Origin of the sequence: Paenibacillus hexagrammi, assembly GCF_021513275.1 — a bacterium.
Lineage (GTDB): Bacteria > Bacillota > Bacilli > Paenibacillales > NBRC-103111 > Paenibacillus_E > Paenibacillus_E hexagrammi.
The window spans coordinates 1,398,485-1,422,859 of sequence record NZ_CP090978.1; the positions used below are offsets into that span (position 1 = coordinate 1,398,485).

General features: G+C 47.0%; 1 protein-coding gene and 3 pseudogenes. All 4 read left to right on the top strand.

The features are described from left to right. Positions 1-21 precede the first annotated feature (21 nt). Positions 22-927, top strand: a pseudogene (locus L0M14_RS06260) (SDR family NAD(P)-dependent oxidoreductase); the annotation flags it as partial. 129 nt (positions 928-1,056) lie between these two features. Further along, positions 1,057-12,315: pseudogene (locus L0M14_RS06265) on the top strand (beta-ketoacyl synthase N-terminal-like domain-containing protein); the annotation flags it as partial. 187 nt (positions 12,316-12,502) lie between these two features. After that, a complete protein-coding gene (locus L0M14_RS06280) occupies positions 12,503-23,971 on the top strand; it encodes an SDR family NAD(P)-dependent oxidoreductase (RefSeq protein WP_235121335.1) in 11,469 nt (3,822 codons plus the stop codon). Next, positions 23,878-24,366, top strand: a pseudogene (locus tag L0M14_RS32320) (KR domain-containing protein); the annotation flags it as partial. The gene L0M14_RS06280 and the pseudogene L0M14_RS32320, both read left to right, overlap by 94 nt. Positions 24,367-24,375 lie beyond the last annotated feature (9 nt).

The window sequence follows — 24,375 nt, forward strand, 5'->3', positions numbered from 1 at the left end:
GGGCTCATAGTTGCCAAAGAAATCGCAAAGCGAGTCAAGCATGCATCTTTGATTCTAACAGGCAGATCTCCGCTCAGTGAGGATATACATGCTAAACTGAAGGAATGGAACAGTACAGATATCAGGATTGAATACAGGCAGGTCGATGTGTCCGATCTCAATGCGGTTAACGAGCTCATTCAAAACATTCGAGAATACTTCGGGGAACTTCATGGTATTATCCATGGCGCTGGTGTAATCAAAGACAACTTCATCATTAAAAAGACAAAAGATGAATTCGCGGATGTACTAGCGCCTAAGGTAACAGGGCTGGTCAATCTGGATCAAGCCAGTCAAGATGTTAAGCTGGACTTTTTTATTCTGTTCTCTGCTATCGCTGGAACGATTGGTAATGTTGGACAGGCTGATTACGCAACTGCCAATGCCTTTATGGATGCTTATGCTAGTTATCGTAATCATTTGGCCCAATTGAACCAACGTCACGGGAAAACGTTATCGATCAATTGGCCGTTGTGGCGAGATGGCGGAATGCGCGTTGATCAAGAACGTGAGAAAATGATGGTTCAGAATACCGGAATGTTGGCTATGGAGACTGAAAGCGGAATCCTGGCTTTATATAGAAGTATAGCATCAGGTGAAAATCAAGTGATGGTGATGGAAGGCCAGCTCGCTAAAATGAAGCAGCAGCTGTTGGAAAACAGCCCTGTTTCCGTAAGGTCGATGAAGAAGGTTGCTGATAGTAACAATTTACAAGATCAAGTGCAACAAGATCTGATTAAAATGGTATCAGATTTACTTGAGGTAAATCCCGCAAACATCGATGTAACCGTATCGCTTACTGATTATGGATTTGATCCTTTCCGTGTGGCTGAATTAGCCAATAAAATCAGCGAGGAATATTCATTTGAGGTTTCCACACATCTATTATTTGATCATTCAACGATTCATCACATTACCAGCTACTTGATAGATAAGTACGGTGATAGGCTCAAAAATACATATCGGATAGAGCATTCGGACCAACAATCTCCCGCTGCAGATGGTACAAGGACGGCAGTCGGAGAAGAACTGATTAATGAAAAAGTCGTTACTTATTTGAAAAGAGTGCTATCTACAGTCATCAAGCTGCCCGTAAATCGAATAGAAGCGGATGCCGAGTTGGAAAAGTACGGAATCGATTCGATCGTGGTGATGCAAATAACGAATCAATTAGAAAAGGATTTCGGTTCATTATCGAAAACTTTGTTCTTTGAATACCAAAATATTCAAGAGTTGGCCGGATATTTTATGGAGACACACAAGGAGCAGCTGCAAAAATATTAGGAATAGAGAATAAAGTAACAGCAACGGTTCACCAGGAACAAGATCCAGTCGTATACAGTGTGATGATGGCTCCTAAAAGCCATACTCACAAGCGATTTACCTCGTTAAAACGATCTCCAGAAGAGAGAGAAAACGAGGTATTTGACGTTGCCATTATCGGAGTCTCAGGGCGGTATCCCGGGGCGAGAAATCTACAGGAATTCTGGAACAATTTGCGGAATGGTCGGGATTGCATTACTGAAATTCCTAAAGAACGTTGGGATTCCAGCGTATACTTTGACGAAGATAAAACGAAATCCGGGAAGACATATTCCAAGTGGGGGGATTTTTGGAGGGGGTCGATCAATTCGACCCGCTTTTCTTTAATATCTCCCCCGCGAAGCGGAACTGATGGATCCTCAGGAACGATTGTTTTTGGAGTGCGTGTATGAAGCCATGGAGGATGCGGGGTATACTCGCGAAACATTGGGTTCGAACCGTGAGTCAGGTCTGGATGGAGACGTTGGGGTTTATGTAGGAGTCATGTATGAGGATTACCAACTTTTTGGAGTCGAGGAACAGACGCTGGGAAGACCGATAGCAGCTGGCGGAACCTTAGCATCCATCGCTAATCGCGTGTCCTATTTCTTCAATTTACACGGACCGAGCATGGCTGTGGAAACGATGTGCTCCTCCTCATTAACAGCCATTCATCTGGCTTGTCAAAGTATTCAGCGAGGCGGTTGTGAACTGGCCATCGCAGGAGGAGTGAATATCTCCCTTCATCCGAATAAATATTTGAAGCTCAGCCAAGGGAAATTTATTTCCAGCAAAGGAAGATGTGAAAGCTTTGGGGAAGGCGGCGACGGTTACGTACCCGGCGAAGGGGTAGGGGCCATATTGCTAAAGCCGCTATCGAAGGCAATCGCAGACGGCGACCAGATCTATGGGGTTATCAAAGGGACAGCCATTAATCACGGAGGAAAGACCAACGGATATACGGTACCTAGCCCCAATGCGCAAGGTGACCTAATAGGTAAAGCTTTGAAAGAAGCTGGAGTCAATCCGCGGACCATCAGTTATTTGGAAGCCCACGGAACCGGAACAGAATTGGGAGATCCGATTGAAATTACCGGCTTAACCCGGGCGTTTGGCCGAAATACGCCTGACAAACAATTTTGTGCGATAGGGTCGGTAAAGTCGAACATCGGGCATTGTGAAGGCGCAGCGGGGATAGCGGGACTAACCAAAGTATTACTGCAATTCAAACATGGCCAAATCGTGCCGTCGCTCCATTCAAAGGTATTGAATCCTTATATAGAATTTAAGGAAACTCCTTTTGTGGTGGAGCAAGAACTAAGGGAATGGAAGCGACCATGGATCGAAATCGACGGAGAGCTCAAAGAATACCCTAGACGGGCGGGAGTATCCTCTTTTGGAGCGGGAGGATCCAACGCCCATTTGATTATTGAAGAATACATGTCCGAAGTACGGGAACGTGCCGAATCTGCGGTTAGTCCCGAGAATACGGCGATTATTGTATTATCGGCTAAGAATGAGGAACGCCTGCAGGAGCAAGTGGTGCGATTGATTGCCGCTATTCAAGAACAGCCGCTCACCGAGAAGGATTTAATCGATACCGCCTATACACTTCAAGTAGGGCGGGAAGCGATGGAAGAACGTTTGGCCGTGATCGTAAGTTCTCTGAAGGACCTACAGGCAAAGCTGACAGGTTACTTGGAAGGCAAAGACGATATCGAAGGCCTGTACCGGGGACAGATCAAACGCAGTAAGGAGGCCGTGTCAGTTTTCACAGCGGATGAAGACCTGCTTACAGCGATAGACGCCTGGATCAGTAAAAGGAAATACGGAAAACTGCTTGATTTATGGGTAAAAGGATTAAGTATAGACTGGAATCGGCTTTACCCAGGGACCAAGCCGCGCCGCATCAGCCTGCCGACGTATCCTTTTGCCAAAGAGAGATATTGGATTCCGGAAAGTCAGACTGGACTCGCCCATGGCACTGTAGCACCAATAACCGGCAGTGTGATTCATCCCTTATTGCATCAAAATACTTCCGATCTGACGGAACAACGGTTTAGCACAACATGGACGGGGCGGGAGTTTTTCTTAACCGATCATGTGATCAAAGGACAACGGGTACTCCCGGGGGCAGCTTGTTTGGAGATGGCGCGTGCGGCAGTAGCGGAGGCTACAAGAGAAGGAGACGAAGTCGCAATCAAACTGAAAAACGTCGTATGGACGCAGCCTATCGTCGTAGGAGAACAACCGCTTCGAATGCATATTGGGCTGTATCCCGAAGATAACGGGGAGATTGAGTATGAAATCTATCGAGAGGATGAAGCGGACTTTGCCGAATCGGTCGTATACGGACAAGGCAGAGCTCTGCTAAGCCCAGTGAAGGAAAAGCAGATATTACATCTCAAAGATGTGCAGGAGGAGTGCAATCTAAGCATTCTCACATCCGAAGAACTGTACAAGACGTTTCGAATGATCGGAATCGAGTACGGACCGGGGCATCAAGGAATTGAGAACGTATATTTGGGAAAAGATCAAGCGTTGGCAGAGCTGTCATTGCCAATGTCGATCCGGAATACACAGGATCAGTATGTTCTCCATCCCAGCATCCTGGATTCTGCGCTCCAAGCGACAATCGGGCTTCGAATAGGCGGCGAAGACCTGAAGCCAGCGCTTCCTTTTGCCTTGCGGGAGATTGAAATTCTTGGCAGATGCACACCGAAGATGTGGGCATGGATTCGGAATAGTACCAACAGTCATGCGGGGGATCGTGTAAGAAAATTAGATATTGATGTATGTGACGAACAAGGCAATGTCTGTATACGGATGAAGGAGCTTTCCTCCAGAGCGCTGGAGGGAGAGAAGAATACGATCGAATCCGCGATCGCATCAGAGCTATTCATGCTTGAACCCGTCTGGGAAGAGCGATTGAATGCTCGCCAAAGTTCTGCTGCTGATTATGCTCAACATCTGATTCTTTTATGTGAACTAAGTAACGTCACCTCAGAGGCTATTGAAGAGCGGATAAACGGGGTACGATGTGTCACATTGCATTCCCCGCAGCTCAGTATTGCGGAACGATTCCAACGTTATGCAGTCAGGGTATTTGAAGAAATTCAGAGCCTGGCAAAGTTGAAACCAAAGAAAGAAATACTCATTCAACTAGTAGTTCCAAATCAAGGAGAAGAAAAACTCTTCTCGGGCTTGCTGGGACTTTTGAAAACGGCGCAAATTGAGAATCCCAAATTGATCGGACAACTGATTGAAGTGGAAGCGAGTGAAGGGGTAGAAGGGTTAAAAGTAATGCTGGAAGCCAGCAGCGCCATCAGAGAGCAGCACATTCGCTATCAATCAGGTAAGCAGTTGGTTACAAGATGGAAGGAACTCGAGGTGCAACCTGAAGCGGGCGACCTCCCTTGGAAAGACCGAGGTGTGTATCTCATCACCGGGGGATTGGGCGGCTTAGGACTTGTATTCGCGGAAGAGATTGCGGCGCGGGTTCAAGAGTCGGTGTTAATTCTAACCGGCCGTTCTTCGCTGAATGAGGTCAAACAAGCCCGATTGAAAAAGCTTGAAAACCTGGGAGCACATATCGTATATCGGCAAGTCGATGTAACGGATCAACAAGCAGTGACAGAATTGATACGAAGCCTTCACGAACAATTCGGTCATATCGATGGCATTATTCATAGCGCTGGATTAATTAAAGATAATTTTATTATTAAAAAGACGAAAGATGAATTTGTAGAAGTATTAGCTCCAAAGGTCACCGGATTGGAAAACTTGGATCAGGCAAGTAAAGATTTGAGACTGGATTTCTTTATTCTCTTCTCTTCATTGACGGGGAGGTTCGGTAATATAGGGCAGGCGGATTACTCAACCGCCAATGCTTTTATGGATGCATATGCCAATTACCGTAACCGAATGGTCCAGTTGAACCGACGACATGGGAAAACGTTATCGGTAAATTGGCCGTTATGGCGAGATGGCGGAATGGGTGTTGACCAAGAACGCGAAAAGATAATGACACAGAACACTGGGATGATCCCGATGCAAACACAGACAGGGATCCGCGCCTTGTACCAGGGCTTGGCATTGAGAAATGAGCAGGTCGTGGTGATGGAGGGGGACATCGGCCAGTTCCGAGCCAATCTTATCGAGCCAACCCATCACCAAGACAGAATGACAAATCAGAATACGGTTACCGGAGATGACTCAAAAGGCACAGCTCACAGTGAGGAATTACTTTACGAAAAAGCTATCAATTACTTAAAGAAAATGCTTGCTTCCGTCATCAAGCTCCCAAGTAATCGAATTGAAGCGGATGTCAAGCTAGAAGTATACGGAATCGATTCGGTTATGGTCATGCAAGTAACGAATCTATTAGAAAAGGAATTCGGTTCATTATCGAAAACATTACTTTTTGAATACCAAAGTATTCAGGAATTGGCCGGATATTTGGTTGAGACACACCGGGAGCAGCTGCAGAAGATATGGGGTATTGAAGATAAAGCAGCGACCTCGATTACTCAGGATCAACGCACTGGAATAGACAATACAAAGATTGCGCCTAAAAGCCGTAGACGAAAACGGTTTGCCTCCTCTAAGGAATCTTCCGCAGAGAAAGGAAATGAGGCCTTTGACGTTGCCATTATTGGGGTTTCGGGGAGGTATCCGGGGGCGAGAAATCTTCAGGAATTCTGGAACAATTTGCGGGACGGAAAGGATAGCATTATTGAAATTCCTAAAGAACGCTGGGATTCCAGCGTATACTATGACGAAGATAAAACGAAACCTGGAAAGATGTATTCCAAGTGGGGAGGATTTTTGGAGGGTGTCGATCAATTCGATCCGCTTTTCTTCAATATTTCCCCGCGCGAAGCGGAACTGATGGATCCTCAGGAACGATTATTTTTGGAATGTGTGTATGAAGCGATGGAGGATGCGGGATATACTCGCGAAACATTGGGTTCATATCGCGGATTGGGTCTGGAAGGCAACGTTGGGGTTTATGTAGGTGTCATGTATGATGAGTATCAGCTTTTCGGGGCTCAGGAACAGATGCTGGGAAGACCGGTCTTGTCGGGAGGAACCTTAGCTTCAATCGCCAACCGGGTGTCCTATTTCTTCAATTTCCATGGACCCAGCATGGCTGTGGAAACGATGTGTTCCTCCTCATTAACGGCCATTCATCTGGCTTGTCAAAGTATCCAGCGGGGTGGATGTGAACTGGCGATAGCGGGGGGAGTGAATGTATCTCTTCACCCGAATAAATACCTGAAGCTCAGCCAAGGGAAGTTCACTTCCAGTAAAGGAAGATGCGAAAGCTTCGGGGAAGGCGGCGACGGATACGTGCCCGGCGAAGGTGTAGGGGCCGTATTGCTAAAGCCGCTATCGAAAGCCATCGCAGACGGCGACCAGATCTATGGGGTTATCAAGGGGACTGCCATTAATCACGGAGGAAAGAATAATGGATATACGGTACCTAGCCCTAATGCGCAAGGAGTTCTAGTGGGTCATGCTTTGAAAGAAGCTGGAGTCAATCCGCGGACCATTAGTTATTTGGAAGCCCACGGAACCGGAACGTCCTTGGGAGATCCGATTGAAATTAACGGGTTGACTCGGGCATTTGGCCAGGATATATCTGACAAGCAGTTTTGCGCAATTGGCTCAGTGAAGTCGAACATCGGGCATTGCGAAGGCGCCGCCGGTATAGCGGGATTAACGAAAGTATTATTGCAATTCAAGTATGGCCAAATCGTACCGTCTCTCCATTCCAAGGTGCTGAATCCTCATATTGACTTTAAGGAGACTCCTTTTGTGGTGCAGCAGGAACTGACGGAGTGGAAGCGTCCATGGATCGAGATCGACGGAGAGCTCAGAGAATACCCAAGACGGGCGGGAATATCCTCCTTTGGGGCTGGAGGAGCTAATGCCCATATGGTCATCGAAGAATATGTATCGGAAGACGGGGTGAGGGCTGAACGTGCGGTAAGTCCCGACAATCCGGTCATGATTGTATTGTCGGCCAAGAATGAAGAACGCCTGAAGGAGCAAGTGGGGCGATTAATTGCTGCCATTCAAGAGCAGCCACTCAGCGAGAAGGATTTAATGGATACGGCCTATACGCTCCAAGTGGGGCGTGAAGCGATGGAAGAACGTCTGGCCATCATCGTAAGTTCCCTGAAGGAGCTACAGGAAAAGCTGACAAATTATTTGGATGGAAAAGACGATATTGAAGACCTGTACCGGGGACAGATTAAACGGAATAAGGAGACTATGGCCATCTTCGCTGCTGATGAAGACATGGTCCAGATAATAGACGCCTGGATAAGTAAACGCAAATATGGAAAGCTGCTTGATTTATGGGTGAAAGGTTTCAATGTGGATTGGAATAAGTTGTATCCGGGGATTAAGCCGCGCCGTATCAGCCTGCCGACGTATCCTTTTGCCAAAGAGAGATACTGGATTCCGGAAAGTGAGACTGGACTCGCCGGTGGCACAGTAGCACCTATTGCGGGTACTGTAATCCATCCCTTCTTGCATCAAAATACGTCCGACCTGACCGAGCAGCGATTTAGCACAACATGGACGGGGCGGGAGTTTTTCTTAACCGATCATGTGATCAAAGGACAACGGGTACTCCCAGGGGCAGCTTGTTTGGAGATGGCGCGTGCGGCAGTAGCGGAGGCGACACGGGAACAAGACGGGGCTGTGATCAAACTGAAAAATGTGGTGTGGACACAGCCTGTCGTTGCAGGGGAACAACCGCTTCGGGTTCATATCGGACTGTATCCGGATCATGACGGGGAGATTGAATACGAAATCTACCGCGAGGATGAAGCAGACCCCAGTGAATCGGTCGTATACAGCCAAGGCCGCGCCGTACTTAGCCACATGGACGAAAAGCCGGTATTACCTCTGAAGGCTTTGCAGGAGGAATGTAGTCAAAGAAGTCTCTCATCCAACGAGCTGTATCAGGCATTCCGGGCGTTGGGAATCGAGTATGGCCCCGGACATCAGGGGATTGAGAAGGTAGATGTGGGAGAAGGTCAAGCTTTGGCGGAATTGTCATTGCCTGTGTCTGTCAGGGACACCCAGGACCAGTATGTTCTCCATCCGAGCATCCTGGATTCCGCGCTCCAAGCGTCAATCGGACTGCGGGTCGGCAGTGAGGACCTGAAGCCAGCGCTTCCTTTTGCCTTGCGGGAGATTGAAATTCTCGGTGCATGCACGCCGAGAATGTGGGCATGGATTCGGAATAGTACCAACAGTCATGCGGGGGATCGAGTAAGGAAATTAGATATTGATATATGTGATGAGCAAGGCAATGTCTGCATACGGATGAAGGAACTTTCCTCCAGAGTGCTGGAAGCAGAGATGGATTCGACCGAACCTTCGGATGCACCGGAGCTTTTCATGCTTGAACCTGTCTGGGAAGAGCGATTAACTGCTCAGCAAAGTTCTGCTGCTGATTATGCTCAGCATCTGATTCTTTTATGTGAACTAAGTAACGTCAACTCAGAGGCTATTGAAGAGCGGATGAACGGGGTACGCTGTGTCACATTGCAATCTCCGCAGCAAAGTATTGCGGAACGATTCCAACGTTATGCAGTCCGGGTATTTGAAGAAATTCAGAGCCTTGTCAAGGAGAAATCAAAGAAAGAAATACTCATTCAACTTGTAGTTCCGAATCAAGGAGAAGAGGAGCTATTCTCGGGCTTGCTGGGACTTTTGAAAACGGCGCAAATGGAGAATCCCAAATTGATCGGACAACTGATTGAAGTAGAAGCGAATGAAGGAGCAGAAGGGTTGGAAGTAATGCTGGAAGCCAGCAGCGCCACCAGAGAGCAGCACATTCGCTATCAATCAGGTAAGCAGTTGGTTACTAGATGGAAGGAAATCGAGGTGCAGCCTGAAGCGGGCGACCTCCCTTGGAAAGACCGAGGTGTGTATCTCATCACCGGAGGATTGGGCGGCTTAGGACTTGTGTTCGCGAAAGAAATTGCGGCGCGGGTTCAAGAATCGGTGTTAATTCTAACCGGCCGATCTTCGCTGAATGAGGCCAGCAGAGCGAAGTTGAAAGAGCTTGAAACACAGGGCGCAAATATCGTATATCGGCAAGTGGATGTAACGGATCAACAAGAGGTGACAGAATTAATACGAAATCTTCAGGAACAATTCGGTCATATCGATGGCATTATTCATAGCGCCGGAGTAATTAGAGACAATTATATGATGAATAAGACGAAAGATGAATTTATAGAAGTATTGGCCCCCAAAGGTTGCCGGATTGGAAAACTTGGACCAGGCAAGTAAAGATTTAAGATTGGATTTCTTTATTCTCTTCTCTTCATTGACGGGAAGGTTCGGAAATATAGGGCAGGCAGACTACGCAACCGCCAATGCTTTTATGGATGCATATGCCAATTACCGTAACCGATTGGTCCAATTGAACCGACGCCATGGGAGTACGTTATCGGTAAATTGGCCGTTATGGCGAGATGGCGGAATGGGTGTTGACCAAGAACGCGAAAAAATGATGACACAACATACAGGGATGATCCCGATGCGGACTCAGACAGGAATCCGCGCCTTGTACCAAGTCTTAGTATCGAGAAACGCCCAGGTCATGGTGATGGAGGGGAATCTGGCAAAAATGAAGCAAAAAATGCTTTCGACTCCCGCTGCACCAGAACCGAAAGTTGTTGTTAAAAGGCCTGAATCTTCGGCCAGCGGCGTCACGAATAACTTGCTTGATCAAGTTCAGAAAGCGTTAGTGCAGATGATGTCGCAGTTGTTGAAGGTGAAGAGTGACGATATTAGCTTAGATGTTGTTTTGAATGAATATGGATTTGACTCCATAACATTTACGCAATATACCAATATGATCAACCAGGAATACCAGCTTGAACTTGCCCCAACCATATTTTTTGAATATTCCAGCTTGGAAAGTTTCTCTACCTACTTGATCCAGGAACACCAAGCCGCTTTAGCAAGTAAATTGGATGTAATAACGCACGCTGCGGTTCCAATGCCAGGGGAAGAAAAATCGAAAGAGGTTAAGCTTTCGGGTAAAAGACAGCGCTCGCGGTTTGTTTCAGCCCAGACCTTGCCCGTAACCAAATCCAATCCTATCATCTCCGAACCTATTGCGATTGTTGGCATGAGCGGGGCTTTTCCTATGGCTGAGGATTTGAAAGAATTTTGGAGTAATCTAGCGGCAGGGAAAGACTGTATCAGCGAAATTCCCAAAGAACGCTGGGACTGGCGTGAGTATTATGGGGATCCAATCCAAGAAGCCAATAAAACCAATATTAAGTGGGGCGGTTTTATGGATGGAATCGCTGATTTTGACCCGTTGTTTTTTGGCATTTCGCCACGGGAAGCTGAGCTTATGGATCCACAGCAGCGCATGCTTATGACTTATGTTTGGAAAGCGATTGAGGATGCCGGATATTCGGCTCAAAGCCTTTCGGGAACTAAAACCGGCATATTTGTAGGAACGGCCAATAGCGGCTACAGCGGATTGATATCCCGAGCGAAAGTGTCAATCGAAGGGTACAGTTCGACCGGGTCAGTTGCTTCGATGGGACCGAATCGGATGAGTTATTTTTTAAATATTCATGGTCCAAGCGAACCCGTTGAGACCGCGTGCTCAAGTTCATTGGTAGCGATCCATAGAGCTGTGAACGCCATTGAGACAGGCAGCTGCGACATGGCGATTGTTGGCGGCATTAACACGCTCGTGACGCCCGAGCCTTACATCAGTTTCAACAAAGCTGGGATGCTCTGTGAAGACGGACGCTGTAAGACGTTTTCAAACCGTGCCAATGGTTATGTGCGAGGTGAAGGGGTTGGCATGCTCTTTTTGAAAAAGTTGGGGGATGCGGAACAAGCCGGCGATCATATTTATGGGGTAATCCGCGCCACGGCCGAAAATCACGGAGGTAGGGCCAATTCCTTGACGGCGCCTAACCCGAAAGCGCAAGCGGAGCTGTTGAAAACGGCGTACACGAAGGCTGGAATTGATCCGAGAACGGTTACTTATATTGAAGCCCATGGAACAGGAACTGAACTTGGCGACCCCATCGAAATCAACGGTTTGAAAACAGCATTTAAGGAGTTGTATCAAATCGCGGGAGATTCCGACAACATAGCTGCTAATTGCGGATTGGGCTCAGTGAAGACGAATATCGGTCATTTGGAACTGGCAGCAGGAGTCGCAGGAGTTATTAAAGTATTGCTGCAAATGAAACACAAAGCGCTGGCTAAAAGCCTTCATTGTGAAACGGTTAACCCTTATATTCAACTTCAAGACAGCCCATTCTATATTGTGCAAGAAACCAAAGAATGGAGTTCTGTTCAGGATGCTCAAGGCCGAGAAGTCCCCCGCAGGGCTGGGGTTAGTTCTTTTGGATTTGGAGGAGCCAACGCCCATGTGGTACTTGAGGAATACATTCCTAAAGTGCGGGAACGTTCCAAATTAGCGGTTAGTCCCGAGAATCCGGCCATTATCGTATTGTCGGCCAAGAATGAGGAACGCCTGAAAGAACAAGTGCAGCGCTTGATGGTCGACATTCAGGAACAGCCATTTACCGACAAAGATTTGATCGATATCGCCTATACACTCCAGGTAGGGCGGGAAGTGATGGAAGAACGCCTGGCCATCATTGCCGGATCCTGAAGGAACTTCAGGAAAAGCTCACAAGCTTCCTGAAAGGTCAGGAAACTATCGAAAACCTATACCGGGGGCAGATTAAAGGTAATAAGCGAATCGTGTCCACCTCTACTACGAATGAGGATCTGGATAAAGCGATTGATTTGTGGATCAGCAATAAAAAGTACGAAGAGCTGCTTGATCTATGGGTGAAAGGAATGAGCATGGACTGGAACAGGCTATACCCGGGCATCAAGCCGCATCGAGTCAGCTTGCCGACGTATCCTTTTGCTAAAGAGAGATACTGGGTTCCCGAAAATAAGATTCAATCGGAAACCAACCCTATATCATCACAAAATAAAGCTCAACTGGATGATCTCTTATATGAACAATTAATTGATCAAGTGTTAGAAGATTCCATTACTATCGATGTTGCGGTTCGGAAAGTAAAAGAATTTATGGAAGTAGGAAATGGGATTTAGTTCATTCTGGAGGTTAGCTATGGATAGTTTTTTAACATACATTCTATCTGAGGTGAAAAACGGGCGATTATTGAAATCAGAAGCCTTACTTTTGCTGCGTCAATTGAATTCTCGAATTGCGAACGATGAGAAATCGCATGTTTCCCATCCCTTCTTGCATCAAAATACTTCCGACCTGACTGAACAACGATTTAGCACAACTTGGACGGGGCAGGAGTTTTTCTTAACCGATCATGTGATACAAGGTCAGAAGGTTCTGCCAGGTGTAGCCTGTTTGGAAATGGCGCGTGTGGCAGTGGCCGAAGCGACTAGAGCTAAAGACGGGGCTGCAATCATATTGAAAAATGTTGTATGGACGCAGCCTATCGTTGCAGGTGAACAACCGCTTCGTGTGCATATCAGGCTGTATCCGGAAGGTAGCGGTGAGATTGGATACGAAATCTACCGTGATGATGAAGCGAATCCTGCCGAATCGGTCGTATACAGCCAAGGCAGCGCCCTGCTGAGCTCTGATATGGATAGACCGGTGTTACAACTAAAGACTATTCAGGAGGAGTGCAATCCAAGCAGTCTCACATACGAAGAGCTGTATGAGACGTTTCGGGCGATGGGAATCGAGTATGGACCCGGACATCAGGGGATTAAGAAGCTCTATGTGGGAGAAAGTCATGCATTGGCAGAGCTGTCATTGCCTATGTCTGTCCGCGAAACCCAAGATCAGTATGTTCTCCATCCAAGCATCATGGATTCAGCGCTCCAAGCGGTGATCGGGCTGCGAATTGGCGGCGAAGATCGGAAGGCATCGTTGCCCTTCGCCGTACAGGAGATACAAATTATGGGCACATGCACACCGAAGATGTGGGCATGGGTTCGGAATAGTAGGAGCAGTCAAGCAGGGGATCGGGTAAGAAAATTAGATATTGATGTATGCGATGATCAGGGTAAGGTCTGCATTCAAATGAAGGAGATTTCTTTCAGGGGAATGGAAGGGGAACTTCAAAACCATTCTGAGCCGCAAGTTGCCCTAGAGACTGCCATGTTAACACCTGTATGGGATGTCATTACGGAGAAACCAAGTCAAGCCTGTTCGTTCTCAAACGAGCAGGTTTTCGTTATTGGAGCAAATACAGGTGAGCAAAGTCGGATCGGGGAATATTTCCCTAATGCACATCGATTGGAAATTGGAATTGATGACAATGTGGAGGAAATCGCCAAAAAGATAGAGATGCACGGAACAGCAGATCATATCATATGGATTGCTCCATACGCTCCTTTAGGCTCACTCATGGAAGAGTCGTTCATTGAAAAGCAGAATCAAAGTATCCTCTCGCTATTCAGAACGGTTAAAGCCTTGCTGAAGTTAGGCTACGGAGGAATAGACCTGAATTGGAGTGTAATTACCACTCAAGCTCAACCTGTTCATAAAAATGATCATGTAAATCCAATTCATGCGGGAATTGACGGGTTCATCGGTTCAATGGCTAAAGAATACACGAACTGGAAAATACGTCTTCTTGATCTGGAAGCGGATTGCTCGTGGCCAATTGATGAAATGTTCGCGCTGCCATGGGATTCACGAGGCAACCCTGTGGCCTACCGAGGCAGGGAATGGTACAGCCAGAAACTGGTTGCCATCCAGCCTGTTAACAGGGACCGAACTTCGTATAAGAAGGGAGGAGTCTATGTAGTCATTGGGGGCGCCGGCGGTATTGGCGAAATCTGGACGGACTACATGATTCGTACCTATCAAGCACAGATCATATGGATTGGCAGACGGCCTAAAGATGAAGCGATACAGACGAAGCTGGATCAACTCGCAATTTTAGGAGTATCGCCGCATTACATGACAGCTGATGCGACGAACCAGAAGGAACTCCAGCAAGCTTATGAAGAGATCAAGCGGAAATATACGGGAATTGATGGAGTCATTCATTCTGCGCTCGTACTTCATGATCAAAGCTTGGCAAACATGGAAGAAGAATCTTTTAGAGCCGGACTCGCGGCAAAAGTGGATATCAGTGTGCATATTGCTCAAGTTTTCCACCAGGAACCGTTGGATTTTGTCATGTTTTTCTCTTCGTTCAACTCATTTACAAAAGCTTTTGGACAAAGTAACTACACGTCCGGCTGTACATTCGCAGATACTTTTGCCCATCAGCTATCTTTGGAATGGCCATGTGCTGTGAAAGTGATGAATTGGGGATATTGGGGAAGTGTCGGTATTGTCGCTTCCAAAGCTTACCGGGAACGGATGGAACAGGCGGGCATCGGATCTATAGAACCACCGGAAGCCATGGCAGCCTTGGAAACACTTTTGGCAGGTCCTCTGGATCAAATCGGATTCATAAAGACTACAAAATCCATAGGTTTTGAGGCATTAGAATCCATGGAGGAACGGATAACAATATACCCGGATCGTTTGAAACCCAATCTGGAGAACATATCGAACAACTTGCCAAAACGAAACCAAGAGCTTGAAGTGTTGAAGAACACAGAAAACTTAGCCGTGAAAGAAATGGAGAACGTCCTCCATAGACTGCTTTTGGGTCAATTACAAGCGTTGGGATTGTTGAAGTCAGGTGAATGGACATCCGGCAATCAAACGAAAACGGTTTTATTGGAGAAGTACGACCGTTGGTTGAAAGAAAGTTTCACAGTTTTGGAGACGAACCAATATCTTCGGTTTGACGGAGCACATGCCGTGGTAAATGAAGCCCCCTTAGAGGAAATAGATTCGATATGGGAAGATTGGTTCAAAAAGAAGAACACATGGCTGGAAATTCCGAATTTGAAAGCCCAGGTGACTTTGGTAGAAGAGACAATGCGGGCTTTACCCGCAATTCTTACCGGTAAAGTGCTTGCTACAGACATCATGTTTCCTGATTCATCTCTTGAATTGGTGGAAGGAATATACAAAAATAACTTGGTTGCAGATTACTTTAATGGTGTGCTGGTGGATACAATTATTGCTCATATTGAAGACCGGTTGCACCAAGACCCGGCTGCGCGCATCCGGCTGATTGAGATTGGTGCTGGTACCGGAGGAACCAGCAGCATGATTTTTCGGAAACTTGAGCCCTATCGGGAACATATTCAGGAATATTGTTATACAGATATTTCGAAAGCGTTCATTATGCATGCTGAAAACGTATACGGGGCTAGCCATCCTTATTTGACATACCAGCTTTTTAACGTGGAACAGCCTGCCGCCGGACAAGGAATTCGTGTGGGTGATTACGATATTGTCATTGCCGCCAATGTCATACATGCTACCCCAAATATTCGGCAAACTATACGCAATCTGAAAGCAGTCGCTCGAAAAAACGGGTTGATCTTATTAAATGAAATAAGCAGGAAGTCGCTATTCACCCATTTGACTTTTGGCCTTCTAGAAGGGTGGTGGCTGTATCAAGATCCGGAATTACGCATTCCGGGTTGTCCGGGCTTATCTTCTGAAACCTGGCGCAAGGTTCTGGAAAATGAGGGTTTCAAGTCGGTGTACTTTCCCGCTGAAACGGCGCATGATTTGGGATTACAGATCATTGCGGCTGAAAGTGATGGAGTTGTCCGACAAAAACAGTTATCTCATTCAAATGCCATTCCTGGAAAACAGATAGCTAAAAAACAAACCGAAGAAGTCGCCTCAGATTTGCTTCGGGACAAAAGTACGTCGTACCTGAAAAGATTGATTGGAGAAACACTAAAGCTGCCCAGTCACAAGATCGATTCGACAGAGCAGCTGGAAAAGTACGGGATCGACTCCATTTTGGTTACACAGCTAACGAATAACTTGCGCAAAGTATTTGCGAATGTGAGTAGCACCTTATTCTTCGAATATCAAACCATCGATGCTTTAGTAGAACATTTTCTAATCACTCAAAAAGAGTCATTGATTGCTTTAGTAGGTTTAGAGCAGAAGGGGGAGGAAGAAAAGAGTTCAAGGATCGATCCAAAAGACATCTCGATTTCATCAACGCATAATCATTCGGGAATGAAACAAACCAGACGCTTTCTCCATATGGATGAGCCAAGCATGACAAGACCGGAATCAACACGTTCAGCGGTGGAGGAGATTGCCATTGTTGGCCTTTCGGGGCGTTACCCTGGGGCTATTCATATGTATGAATTTTGGAATCAACTAAAAGCGGGACAGAATTGTATCTCAGAAATTCCTGGCGAACGCTGGAACTGGAGACACTATTATCATGCCGAGAAAGGAAATAAAGGGTCCATCTATACGAAATGGGGCGGATTTCTCGAGGATATTGATAAATTCGATCCGTTATTTTTCAATATTGCTCCTGCTGAAGCTGAGAAAATGGACCCTCAAGAGCGGCTATTTCTTGAAACCGCCTATGCTTGCATCGAAGACGCCGGGTACACAACGGCTAATCTAAGTGAAAGCCGTAAAGTTGGCGTATTTGTCGGTGTTATGAATGGCAACTATCCTACGGGGCATAATTATTGGTCCATTGCTAACCGGGTTTCCTACTTATTTAATTTTCATGGTCCGAGCATCGCCGTGGATTCCGCTTGTTCCTCTTCATTGACAGCGATACATTTGGCCTTGGAAAGCTTGCATAGCGGTACAAGTGAATGTGCGATCGTAGGTGGTGTCAATTTAATTGTTGATCCCGTTCATTATAAGAGACTATCAGCGAAGACGATGCTTTCATCAACGGATCAATGCAAGGCGTTTGGAGAGCATGCCGATGGATTTGTTGCCGGAGAAGGGGTAGGGGCCGTAGTACTGAAACCCCTATCCAAAGCAATCGCAGACGGGGACCAGATCTATGGAGTAATCAAAGGTACAGCCATTAATCATGGAGGAAAAACCAATGGATATACGGTGCCTAGCCCCAATGCGCAAGGCCATTTAATTAGCCAGGCTTTGAAAGATGCCGGAGTAAATCCACGGACTATCAGTTATTTGGAAGCTCACGGAACCGGAACGGTATTGGGAGATCCGATAGAAATTAACGGGCTGACCCGGGCCTTTGGTCAAGATACATGGGACAAACAGTTTTGCGCGATTGGTTCTGTGAAGTCCAATATTGGGCATTGTGAAGGCGCAGCCGGAATAGCGGGATTAACGAAAGTGCTGCTGCAACTAAAGAATGGCCATATCGTGCCGTCGCTTCATTCCGAGGTACTGAATCCTAACATTGATTTTAAGGAAACTCCTTTTGTGGTGCAGCAGGAGCTGACGGAATGGAAGCGGCCGTTGATCGAGATCGACGGAGAGGCCATCGAGTATCCAAGACGTGCGGGAATTTCCTCCTTTGGAGCCGGGGGAGCCAATGCTCATGTGGTCATTGAAGAATATATATCGAAAGACAGAAAGACGGCTGAACTTTCGGTTAGTCCTGAAAATCCCGCCATCATCATATTGTCGGCCAAGGATGAGGAACGTCTGCTGGAGCAAGTACGGCGATTGATCGCTGCCATTCAAGAGCAGCCGCTCGCCGAAAAGGATGTAATCGATACCGCTTATACACTCCAAGTAGGGCGGGAAGCCATGGAAGAACGCTTGGCCGTCATCGTAAGTTCCCTGAAGGAACTGCAAGAAAAGCTGACAAGCTTTCTGGAAGGCAAAGATGATATCGAAGACCTGTACCGGGGACAAGTTAAACGGAATAAAGAAACAATGGCGATTTTCAATGCGGATGAGGACATGCACCATACGATCGATGCCTGGATAAGCAAGCAGAAATATGGAAAACTGCTTGATTTATGGGTGAAAGGTTTGAGCTTAGATTGGAACAGGCTTTATCCGGGCAGCAAGCCGCGCCGCATCAGCCTGCCGACGTATCCTTTTGCTAGGGAGAGATACTGGGTTCCGGAAATGGCGGCGGGAGTCGCTGATATCGCCGGCGGGTTGTCGGGACCGACAGCCGTCACCGTGATCCACCCGTTATTGCATCAAAATACGTCCGATCTGACCGAGCAGCGATTTAGCACAACATTAACGGGGCAGGAATTTTTCTTAACCGATCATGTGATCAAAGGACAACGGGTACTGCCGGGGGCAGCTTGTCTGGAGATGGCGCGTGCGGCAGTAGCGGAGGCGACAAGGGGAAATGACGGGGCAGCGATCAAGCTGAAAAACGTGGTGTGGACACAGCCTGTCGTTGCAGGGGAACAATCTCTTCGGGTGCATATCGGGCTGTATCCGGCAGATGACGGAGAGATCGAATACGAAATCTACCGTGAAGATGAATCGGATCCTGATGAATCTGTCTTCTACAGCCAAGGCCGTGCCTTGCTAAGCCCGATGAAGGAAAAGCCGCTATTACATTTAACGGCTTTGCAGGAGCAGTGTAATCAAAGCAATCTCTCATCTGATGAGCTGTATCAGGCATTTCGGGCGATGGGAATCGAGTATGGTCCCGGGCATCAGGGCATTGAGAAGGTATATGTGGGAGAAGATCAAGCCTTGGCAGCACTGTCATTGCCATTTTCTGTCCTTGATACCCAAGACACGTATGTTCTCCATCCCAGTATCATGGATTCCGCACTCCAAGCATCGATTGGGCTGCGGAAGGGCAAAGAAGAACTTAAAGCGGCGCTGCCTTTTGCATTGCAAGAGATTGAAATTTTCGGTGCTTGCACGCAGAAGATGTGGGCTTGGATTCGCAGCAGTACCAACAGTCAAACGGGGGAACGCGTAAGGAAACTAGATATAGATCTATGCGATGAGCAGGGCAATGTCTGTATTCGGATGAAGGGGCTTTCTTCCAGAGCGCTGGAGGGTGAGATCGATTCTCCAGAATCCCAAGCAGTCTCAGAGCTTCTCATGCTTGAACCGGTCTGGGAGGAACAGGTGGCTGGACATCAAAGTTCTGCTATCGAGTATGCACAGCATCTGATTATTCTGTGTGAACTAAGTAGCGTCACCTCCGAAGCTCTGGGGGATCGGATAAATGGGGCACATTGCATTTCATTACAATCTTACCAGGAAAGTATCGCGGAACGATTCCAAAGCTATGCAGTTCGAATATTTGAAGAAATTCAAGGCCTGGTAGATTCGAAACCGAAGAAAGAAATTCTCATTCAAATTATAGTCCCGAACCAAGGAGAAGGGGAGCTTTTCAAGGGTTTGCTCGGACTTTTGAAAACGGCGCAAATTGAGAATCCCAAATTGATAGGACAATTGATTGAAGTGGAAGTGCATGAAGGAACGGAAGGGATCAAGAAGATCCTGGAAACCAGCAGTGCCGCCAGGGAACAGCATATTCGCTATCAATCAGATAAGCGGTTAGTTAGCAGATGGAAAGAGCTCGAGGAACAGCCTAAAGCGGTCGACTTACCGTGGAAAGACCGGGGCGTGTATCTCATCACCGGTGGTACCGGCGGATTGGGACTTGTCTTCGCCGAAGAAATTGCCGAACGAGTTCAAGGAGCTGTTGTAGTATTAGCGGGCCGATCCTCGCTGAACGAGGCCAAACGAGCCCAATTGAAGCAGATTGAAAATCGGGGCGTACATATCGTATACCGTCAGGTCGATGTAACAGATAAACATGCAGTAGCAGCATTCATACGCAGCCTTCAGGAACAATACGGAAGAGTCGATGGCATTATTCATAGCGCCGGAGTGATTCAGGATAATTTTATTTTGAATAAGACAAAGGATGAATGTATAGAAGTATTGGCTCCTAAGGTTTGCGGTTTGGAAAACCTGGATCTAGCAAGCCAAGATTTGAGGCTGGATTTCTTCATATTATTCTCTTCCTTAACGGGAAGATTCGGCAATATGGGGCAGGCAGATTATGCAACCGCCAACGCCTTTATGGATGCTTATGCCAATTACCGTAACCGATTGGTCCAATTGAACCGACGTCATGGGAAAACCTTATCGGTGAACTGGCCGTTATGGCAGGCTGGCGGAATGAGTGTTGTCAAAGAACGCGAAAAGATGATGATGCAGAATACCGGAATGGTGGCTATGCAGACTGAAACCGGCATCCGGGCTTTATATCAGAGCATAGCATCCGGAAAAGACCAGATCATGGTAATGGAAGGCCAACTCACGAAAATGAGACAGCAGTTGTTGGCATTCTCCCCAGCTCACGTAGCATCGATGAAGCTGGATGCCGTTAGTACCAATTTGCAGGATCAATTGCAACAAGATCTGATCCAAATTGCGGCTGAGTTACTCAAGGTGAATCAGACGAATATCGATGCAAACGTGGCGCTGTCTGAGTATGGATTCGATCCGTTCCATGTGACCGAGCTAGCCAATAAACTCAATGAGAAGTATGCATTTGAGGTTTCTCCGACCTTATTATTTGATCATTCAACGCTTCGTCATACTGCTGTTTACTTGATCGAAACCTACGGCGATATGCTCAAAAATATATATCGGAATGAGAATTTGTATATAACTGTCTCAGCCGGAGAGAGTACAAAATCGGAAGCAGCCGATGAAGAATTGCTCTACGAAAAAGTCGTAAATTATGTAAAGAGAATGCTTTCTTCCATTATCAAGCTGCCCGCGAATCGAATTGAAGCGGACGCCCAGTTGGAAAAGTACGGAATTGATTCGGTCATGGTTATGCAGTTAACAAATCAATTAGAAAAAGTGTTTGGTTCTTTATCGAAAACATTGTTTTTTGAATACCAAACCATTCAGCAATTAGCCAGATATTTTCTAGAGGCACATCGGGAGCAATTGCAAGAATTACTGGGGATTGAAGAAAAAGTTGCGGCTGCGACGAATCAGGTTCAAGACATCGGGGCAGGCAGTGCAATGACTGCGACTAAACGTCATCGACGCCATCGGTTCGTCTCGTTGAAAGGATCTCCTGCCGAGAAAGATAACGAAGTGGTTGACGTTGCCATCGTTGGGGTTTCGGGCAGGTATCCCGGAGCGAGAAATTTGCAGGAATTCTGGAACAATTTGCGGGATGGACGGGATTGCATCACTGAAATTCCAAAAGAGCGCTGGGATTCCAGCCTAAACTTTGACGAAGATAAAACGAATTCCGGCAAGACGTACTCCAAACGGGGAGGATTTTTGGAGGGAGTTGATCAATTCGACCCGCTCTTCTTCCATATTTCCCCACGCGAAGCGGAGGTCATGGATCCCCAGGAACGCTTATTTTTGGAGTGTGTGTATGAAGCTGTAGAGGATGCAGGATACACTCGTGACTCGTTAGGCTCGTACCGCGGGTGGGGACTGGAAAGAAACGTCGGAGTTTATGTAGGAGTCATGTATGAAGAGTATCAGCTATACGGAGCCCAGGAGCAGATTCAAGGAAGGCCGGTAACGGCGGGAGGGACGTTAGCGTCCATCGCCAACCGGGTGTCCTATTTCTTCAACTTCCATGGGCCGAGCATGGCTGTAGAAACGATGTGCTCCTCCTCATTAACGGCGATTCATCTGGCTTGTCAAAGTATCCAGCGGGGCGGATGTGAGCTAGCGATTGCTGGCGGAGTGAACATCTCTATTCATCCGAATAAATATCTGAAGCTCAGTCAAGGTAAGTTTATTTCCAACAAAGGAAGATGCGAAAGCTTCGGGGAAGGCGGCGACGGATACGTACCCGGCGAAGGGGTAGGAGCCGTATTATTGAAGCCGTTATCGAAAGCGATCGCAGACGGAGACCAGATTTATGGGGTTATCAAAGGTACAGCGATCAATCATGGGGGAAAGACCAATGGATATACGGTGCCTAACCCTAATGCGCAAGGAAATTTAATCAGCCAAGCCTTGAAAGATGCCGGTGTGAATCCTCGGACCATCAGTTATTTGGAAGCCCACGGAACTGGGACGGTCTTGGGAGATCCGATTGAAATTACCGGTTTGACCCGGGCTTTTGGTCAAGATACGCCAGACAAACAGTTTTGCGCGATAGGTTCGGTGAAGTCCAATATCGGGCATTCTGAAGGCGCTGCCGGGATAGCGGGTTTAACGAAAGTTCTGCTGCAACTAAAGAATGGCCAAATCGTGCCGTCGCTTCATTCCAAGGTGCTGAACCCCCATATAGACTTTAAGGAAACACCATTTGTGGTGCAGCAGGAGTTGACGGAATGGAAGCGGCCGTTGATCGAGATCGACGGTAAGGTCAAAGAATACCCAAGACGTGCGGGAATATCTTCCTTTGGAGCCGGGGGAGCCAACGCTCATGTGGTCATCGAAGAATATATGGCGGAAGATCGGAACAGAGCTGCGCATGCGGTTAGTCCCGATAATCCGGCCATGATTGTATTGTCGGCCAAGAATGAGGAACGTCTGAAAGAGCAAGTACAGCGATTGATCACTGCCATTCAAGAGCAGCCGCTCGCTGAAAAGGATCTAATCGATATCGCCTATACGCTCCAAGTTGGGCGGGAAGCCATGGAAGAACGTCTGGCCGTAATTGCAGGTTCGCTGAAGGAACTGCAAGAAAAGCTGACAGGTTACTTGGAAGGCAAAGATGATATCGATCTGTACCGGGGACAAAGTAAACGCAATAAGGAGACTATGGACGTCTTTACGGCGGATGAAGACCTGGTTAAAGCCATCGATGCCTGGATAAGTAAAAGGAAATACGGGAAACTGCTTGATTTATGGGTAAAAGGATTGAGTATGGACTGGAACAGGCTGTACCCGGGAAATAAGCCTCGTCGCATCAGCCTGCCGACGTATCCTTTTGCCAGAGAACGCTATTGGCTGTTTGGGAACGTCAAAAAAATTAGCAATCTGCCTGTTACAGAAATCACTTCTTCCAATCATAAAGAACACATTATCGATCGTAAAATGTGTTTTCTGAAGAAGCAATGGGAACTATGTTCAGCCGCTTCAACTCGGGAAGCGGATTCTGTCATAGCCATCCTAATTACTAAAGAAACAATGGGATTGGCAAATTTAATTAAGGAACATTTTCCAAAAGGTCAAATTCTGAATGTACATGATTTGGAGCCAGAGCTCCTGGAATCGCAGATAAAGCGGAACCAATATGACGGCCTTATTGATTTGATAGGTTGCGGAACGGATATAGATGACTCTCTTAACTGGATTCCTTTTGTCCAGCAGTTCATTGAACAGGGCGAAAAAGAGGGTCTCATGGCGTTATGTGTTACGAAAGGTTTAGAATCTTTTTACCATGCTGCCATAAACTTATCAGGTGCCTCTCGCGCAGGGTTGTATCGCATGCTGCAAAGTGAATATCGCCAACTGCGGTCACGTCATGTGGACATGGATCCGGCTGCTCAGGATCGCGAGTTGGCACAACAGATTGCTCTGGAGTTTCTAATGGAAAGTGAAGAGCCGGAAGTCTGTTACCGGAACGGACAACGATATCGTTCTTATTTGAAGGAATACCAAGGTGAGAATCAAGAGGCCCGACAACTGGAGTTCCCTGAGAAACACGTGCTCTTGGTTACCGGGGGGACGCGAGGTCTTGGCTATTTATGCGCACAGCATTTTGTCGCCCAATATGGAGTCAAGCGTATAGTTCTTACTGGCCGAGAACAACTCCGCCGCGAGTTGAATGGAATGCAGTAAAGCAGCATAATAACACACTTGCACAAAAAATTCGCTCTATCGAAAATTTGGAAGCCCAAGGTGTTGAGGTGCAGGTAAAAGCAGTTCAGTTGACGGATCGCCTGAGCGTACAAGAATGCATCAGGGAAATCAATCACACGATGGGGCCGATAGGGGGAGTCATCCACTGTGCGGGTTTCGTTGACCAGGAAAACCCTGCTTTTATCCGAAAATCAATCCTTGGAATCCAGCAGGTGTTAGATCCGAAAGTAAGCGGGCTGCAAATCCTTAATGAAAGTATTAAACATGAGCCCTTACAATTCTTTATCTTATTTTCGTCGGTATCAGGAATGATTCCGACTTTAGCAGCCGGACAGAGTGACTATGCTATGGCGAATACGTATATGGACTACTTTGCTGAGGCC